General features: G+C 75.9%; 7 protein-coding genes. 6 read left to right on the top strand and 1 reads right to left on the bottom strand.

Annotated features, from left to right (window positions below):
* A partial coding sequence (locus CTKZ_RS17865) for a M15 family metallopeptidase (protein ID WP_200829806.1) occupies window positions 1–1,004 on the top strand: 1,004 nt, incomplete at its 5' end.
* A 239-nt stretch (window positions 1,005–1,243) separates the two neighbouring features.
* Here the strand turns inward: CTKZ_RS17865 and CTKZ_RS17860 are convergent.
* Window positions 1,244–2,179 (bottom strand): aldose 1-epimerase family protein, encoded by a 936-nt coding sequence (locus CTKZ_RS17860; protein WP_124344197.1) that lies wholly within the window; start codon window positions 2,177–2,179, stop codon window positions 1,244–1,246.
* Between the two features lie 179 nt (window positions 2,180–2,358).
* On the opposite strand from CTKZ_RS17860, the gene CTKZ_RS17855 reads away from it, so the two are divergent.
* From CTKZ_RS17855 to CTKZ_RS17835, 5 genes are all read left to right on the top strand, one after another.
* Window positions 2,359–3,117, top strand: a complete 759-nt coding sequence (locus CTKZ_RS17855; RefSeq protein WP_124344196.1) for an SDR family oxidoreductase — start codon at window positions 2,359–2,361, stop codon at window positions 3,115–3,117.
* A gap of 4 nt (window positions 3,118–3,121) precedes the next feature.
* Window positions 3,122–3,709: a TetR/AcrR family transcriptional regulator gene (locus CTKZ_RS17850; protein ID WP_124344195.1), complete on the top strand. Its 588-nt coding sequence runs from the start codon at window positions 3,122–3,124 to the stop codon at window positions 3,707–3,709.
* A gap of 3 nt (window positions 3,710–3,712) precedes the next feature.
* A complete protein-coding gene (locus tag CTKZ_RS17845; RefSeq protein WP_124344194.1) occupies window positions 3,713–4,690 on the top strand; it encodes an NADPH:quinone oxidoreductase family protein in 978 nt (325 codons plus the stop codon).
* Window positions 4,691–4,758: 68 nt separating this feature from the next.
* On the top strand, window positions 4,759–5,490 hold the full coding sequence (locus CTKZ_RS17840) for an SDR family NAD(P)-dependent oxidoreductase (RefSeq protein ID WP_124344193.1): 732 nt from the start codon (window positions 4,759–4,761) through the stop codon (window positions 5,488–5,490).
* A 113-nt stretch (window positions 5,491–5,603) separates the two neighbouring features.
* Window positions 5,604–6,061 (top strand): ATP-binding cassette domain-containing protein (locus CTKZ_RS17835; protein WP_235843544.1); only part of this gene is annotated, 458 nt, incomplete at its 3' end.

Genomic DNA, 6,061 nt, shown 5'->3' with positions numbered 1-6,061 from the left:
CGCCGCACGCGACCGAGCCCGGCGCGACCGCCGCCCACCCGCGCCCCGCGCCCGCACCGGCGTGGTCGGCGCTCGCCTCCACCGCGTCGTCCGCTCCCGCCGCCCGGTCCGCCGTCGAGACGACCGTCATGGCACCGCTGCCGCTCGACGACGAGCCCGAGCCCGCCGCCCCCTGGGCCTCGGCGCGCGCGGCCGCCGTCGCCACGGAGACCGAGGCCGACGTCGAGCGACCGATCCGCTCGCGCACCGCGACGGTCCGCCCGACCGACCGCCACCCGGCCCGGATGCCGCGCCTCGCGGTCCGCCTCGGGGTCCTCGGTGCGCTCGCCGGCGTCACCGTCGTCATCCCGACCGTCAGCCAGGGTGCGCTCGAGGGGGTCGGCGTGCCGGGCTCCGACTCGCGCGCGGCCGAGGAGTCCCTGCCCGACACCGTCTCGGCGCTCACCGCGTCGTCGCTGTCGATCCTCCCGCCGTCGTCCCTCGTCTCGGCCGACGGCGCGCTCGCCGCCCGTGAGGCCGCGGGCACGAGCCGCACCGAGATCCGCTCCGCGCTCCCCGGCTGCGACGGCACCGACCGGCCCGCGGGGGAGAACGGCCTGCTCCGGACGGCCGACCTGTGCACCCTGTGGGACGGGCACACGCAGCTCCGCGCGGACGCGGCCGTCTCGCTCGCCGAGTTCAACCAGGCGTTCGTCGCGCGGTTCGGCGGCGACCTGTGCCTCAGCTCCGGCTACCGCTCGCTCGCGCAGCAGCGCGTCGTGAAGGCGCAGAAGGGCGGCCTCGCCGCCGCCCCCGGCAAGAGCAACCACGGCTGGGGCCTCGCCGTCGACCTCTGCCAGACGCAGACGTCGGGCGCCAAGTGGGCGTGGATCCTCGACAACGGGCCCGCGTTCGGCTGGGAGAACCCGGCCTGGGCGAAGCGCGGCGGCAGCGGGCCGTTCGAGCCGTGGCACTGGGAGTACGCCAAGGGCGTCCAGGAGGACGGCGAGTACTACGGCCGCTGACCGGCCGACCACCGCGCCCGGCTCACCCCGCCGCATCCGCTAGTCCTCGCATCCGCTGGTCCGCGCGTGCGCTGATCCTCGCGTGCGCTGAACCTCGCGCGCCCCGTCGGCGCCGCTCGGCCCCCGCGCCTCGCGCGCCTCGTCGGCGCCGCTCGGCCCCCCGCGACTCGGTGCGCCTCGCCTCGGACATGACGAGGGCGCCCAGGCGGGAGCCCGGACGCCCTCGACGGCGGCTGCGGTCAGAGCAGGCGCAGACCCCATGCGACCCGGTGGCTCGCCCTCGGCTCGAGCCGGACCAGGTCCGTGCCCGTGCGGAACGCGTCGGCGACGCACGTCATCGGCTCGGCTGCGACGCCGCGGCGGTCGAGGCGCGGGATGCCGTCGCCCGTGCACACCTGCCACGCGACGAAGCTCTCGTCGGCCCACATCGCGACCGTCCGGCCGTCGGGGCGTCCCAGGCGGATCCAGGACAGGCCCGCGTCGTCGCGCGTGACGCCGACCCACGCGTCGTCGAGCTCCACGCCGCGCAGCGGGACGGCGGTGCGCAGATCGAACGTGCCGCTCACCGGCTCGGTGCCGGTCGGGAGCAGCCGGTCGTCCACGGTGACGTGCACGTCGGCGTCGACCTGCAGGGTGCACTCGTCGACGGTCGCGTCGCCCGGGGAGAGCCACGGGTGGAAGCCGATGCCGTAGGGGGCGGTGGTCTCGTCGACGTTGGCCGCGGTCACCTCGATGCGCAGGCCCTCGTCGTCGAGCGTGTAGGCGACCGCGAGGTGCACGGACCACGGGTAGCCCGGCGTCGGGACGATCGTGTGCTCGAGGACGAGCCGGTCGTCGGTGTGCTCGCTCGCGGTGAACGCGACGTACGCGACGAGGCCGTGCAGCGCGGTCCGGCGTGCGTGCTCCGTGACGGGCACCTCGTAGTCGGTGCCGTCGAACGCGTACTCGCCGTCCGTGAGCCGGTTGGGCCAGGGGGCGAGGACCGCGCCCGAGTACGCGGGGGCCGACTCGGTCTCGGCGAACGGCAGGACGACGTCGACGCCGCCGACGGTGTACTCGCGCAGGCTCGCGCCGACGGCGGCGACCACCACGCGGGCGTCGCCGCGGGTGAGGGTGTGCTGGGTGCCCGTGGGCAGCGCGCGCGCGGGCCGGTGGGGGGCGGTGCTCGTGTTCACGCTCACACGGTAGTGGTCGGCGGGCCGGGTGCTGCGCGTCCTGGCCGCGCGCGCATCGCTCCGGGGCCGGGTCGTGTAATGTCGCGACATACCGAACGGTCGGTTTCGCGCTCGCCCGCGCATCGACAGCCTGCGTGGCGGTCGCACGGGCGTCCGGCAGGCCGCGGCGAGAGGACGTGATGAACAGGTTCGACGGCAGGGTCGCCCTGGTGACGGGTGCGAGCCGGGGCATCGGGCTCGCGGTCGCGCAGCGGCTCGCGGACGAGGGGGCGCGCGTCGTCCTCACCGGCCGGCGCGCCGAGACGCTCGACGAGGCCGTCGCCGCGATCGGGCCCGACCGTGCCGTCGGCGTCGCCGGCAAGGTCGACGACCCCGAGCACCGGGCCGCCGCGGTCGCCACGGCCGTCGACCGGTTCGGCCGGCTCGACCACCTCGTCAACAACGCCGGCATCAACCCGGTCTACGGTCCGCTGCTCGACATCGAGCGGGCTGCCGTCGACAAGATCCTCGCGGTCAACGTCGTCGCCGCCCTCGAGTGGACGCGGGACGCCGTCGCGGCCGGGCTCGGCGCGCACGAGGGTGCGTCGGTCGTGTGCACGGGGTCGGCCGCGGGGCTGACGTCGAGCCCCGGCATCGCGCTGTACGGCGTCTCTAAGGCCGCGCTGCTCAACCTCACCGCGCAGCTCGCGGTCGAGCTCGCGCCGCGCGTGCGCGTCAACGCGGTGGCGCCCGCCGTGGTCCGCACGCAGCTGGCCCGCCGCCTCTACGAGGACGACGAGACGGCCGTCGCGGCGCGGTACCCGCTCGGGCGGATCGGGGAGCCCGAGGACGTCGCCGGGCCCGTCGCGTTCCTGCTGTCCGGTGACGCCGCCTGGGTGACGGGGCAGACGCTCGTGCTCGACGGTGGCGTCAGCGTGCGCCCGTGGGGGGAAGGATGACCGCATGAAGCAGACCAGCGTGGCCGACGACGTCCTGCGGGCCGCACTCGGGCTGTTCGCGGCCCAGGGGTACGCGAACACCTCCGTGCAGCAGGTCGTCGACGCGGCGGGCGTCACCAAGGGCGCCATGTACCACTACTTCCAGTCGAAGGACGACCTGCTCTTCGCCGTCTACGACCGGATGCTCACGCTCCAGACCGACCACCTCGAGGCGATCGCGGCGCGCGACGAGCCCGCCGACGTCCTCCTGCGGGAGGCGTGCGTCGACGTCATCGAGACGTCGATCGACTTCCTGCTCGAGGGCACCGTCTTCTTCCGCAGCGTGCACATGCTGTCGCAGCCGCGTCAGCAGGAGGTCACGCGACGCCGCCGCGCGTACCACGACACGTTCGCGGCGCTGCTGGAGAAGGGCCAGGCCGAGGGGTACTACCGCACGGACGTGCCGCGCGGCGTGATCGTCGCGCACTTCTTCGCCGACGTGCACTACCTGCCGACGTGGTTCTCGTCCGACGGGCCGGAGACCAAGGAGCAGGTCGCCGCGCAGCTCACCGACCTGTTCCTCGCGGGCATCGCCGCCCGTCCGGAGGGCTGAGCCGTGCGCGCGTGGCACGTGGAGCGGTACGGCGAGCCCGTCGACGTGCTGCGCCTCGCGGAGGTGCCCGACCCGGCCACGGGCCCCGGGCAGGTGCTCGTGGGCGTCCGCGCGGTCGCGGTGAACTTCCCCGACGTCCTGCTCGCGCGCGGGCAGTACCAGGAGCGGCCGCCGCTGCCGTTCGTGCCCGGCATCGAGCTGTGCGGGGACGTGCTCGCGGTCGGCGACGGCGTCGAGCACGTGGCCGTCGGCGACCGCGTCGTCGGGTCGCGGATCGGGGTGCTCGCCGAGCGCGCGGTGCTCGACGCGCACGAGGTGTGGCCCGCCCCCGCCGGGCTGTCCGACGAGCAGGCCGCCGGGTTCGTCATCGCGTACCAGACGGCGTGGTTCGCGCTGCACCGGCGGGCGGGCCTGCGGCGCGGCGAGAGCGTGCTCGTCACCGCCGCCGCGGGCGGTGTCGGGACCGCCACCGTGCAGCTCGCCGCCGCTGCCGGGGCGCGGGTCGTGGGTGTCGTCGGGTCGGAGGCGAAGGCTGCCGCGGCCCGTGACGCCGGCGCGCACGTGGTCGTGGACCGGTCCGCGCAGGACGTCGCCGCCGCCGTGCGGGACGCCACCGGCGGGGCGGGCGTCGACGTGGTCGTCGACCCGGTCGGCGGTGACGCGTACGAGGCGGCGACGCGGTGCGTCGCGTTCGAGGGGCGCATCGTGGTCGTCGGCTTCGCGGGCGGCACGATCCAGGACGCCCGCGCGGGCCATGCCCTCGTGAAGAACTACGGCGTCCTCGGGCTGCACTGGGCGCTCTACGCGCGGCGGCGACCGGACCTCGTCCGGCTCGCGCACCGGGCGCTCACGGGCCTCGTCGAGCAGGGTGCGGTGCGCCCCGTCGTGAGCGACGTCGTGCCGTTCGAGCGGGCGCCCGAGGCGGTCGCGCGGCTCGCGGGCGGCGGGACGACCGGGCGGCTCGTCGTGCGCGTCGCCTGACCCGGGACAGCCGGGCCCGGCGCTCCTGCCGCGTCCCGGGACCACGCCGACGACCTCCGGAGGTCCGCATGGCACGGCTCGACGGATCGGTGGCGCTCGTCAGCGGCGGCGCACGCGGGCTCGGCGCGGCGTACGTGCGCGCGCTGCACGCAGCGGGGGCGGCCGTCGTCGTGGGCGACGTGCTGGTCGACGAGGCCGAGCGGCTCGCGGCCGAGCTCGGGCCGGGCGCGCTCGCGGTGCCGCTCGACGTGACGTCGGAGGAGTCGTGGGCCGCGGCGGTCGGGGCGGCGGCGGCGCTCGGTGTCGTCGACGTGCTCGTCAACAACGCAGGGATCGCGAACGCGGGGCGGCTCGAGCGGTACGGCAAGGACCAGTGGGACGCCGTGATCGCGGTCAACCTCACGGGCACGTTCCTCGGTGCGCGGGCGGTGGTGCCGGGCATGCGGGCTGCCGGGCGCGGCTCGATCGTCAACATCTCGTCGGTCGAGGGCATGCGGGGCGACGCGGGGCTGCACGGGTACGTGGCGTCGAAGTTCGGCGTGCGCGGCCTGACGAAGTCGCTCGCGGTCGAGCTCGGCCCCGAGGGGATCCGTGTGAACTCGGTGCACCCGGGGTTCGTGGTGACGCCCATGACCGAACGTCTCGACGCGTCGCGCCAGCGCATCCCGCTCGGGCGCACGGCGACGCCCGAGGACGTCGTGGGGGCGGTGCTCTTCCTCGCGTCGGCGGACTCCGCGTACGTGACCGGGACCGAGCTGGTGGTGGACGGCGGCATGATCGCCGGCGTGCCGCACGCCTGACCCGTGAGGCTGACGCCCGCAGGGCACCCACCGCGGTGGGGGCATACCGGCTGGTCGGTTTCTGTTGTAGCCTCGGCGCATCGCGTCACGACGAGGTGCACGAGAGGTCGACCGTGAGTCTGCGCAGCCCGACAGCCGGACCGCCCATCGAGGGGGCGGCGCCGACCGGGCCGCGCCTCGTCGTCCGGGGTCTCACCGTCCGCTTCGGCGGGCTCACCGCGGTCGAGGACGTCGACCTCGACGTGTCCGACGGCGAGGTCGTCGCCCTCATCGGCCCCAACGGCGCAGGCAAGACCACGGTCTTCAACGCCGTCTGCGGGCTCGTGCGACCCGCGCGCGGGACGGTCACCTTCGAGGGGCGCCCGCTGGGCCCCACCGCAGGTCTCGCGCGCCGCGGCGTCGCCCGCACGCTCCAGGGCCTCGGGCTGTTCCCCGGCCTGAGCGTGCGGGAGAACGTCGCCGTCGGCGTGCCGGGCGGCGGGGTCGACGCCGCCGCGCGCGCCGACGCGCAGCTCGCGGACCTCGGGCTCGCGGCGCGCGCGTCGCAGCCCGTCGGCTCGTTGCCGTACGC

This window comes from Cellulomonas algicola, assembly GCF_003851725.1.
Taxonomy (GTDB): domain Bacteria; phylum Actinomycetota; class Actinomycetes; order Actinomycetales; family Cellulomonadaceae; genus Cellulomonas; species Cellulomonas algicola.
Note: the sequence above shows the minus strand (reverse complement) of the source record. Positions and strands in the feature narration are given on the sequence as shown.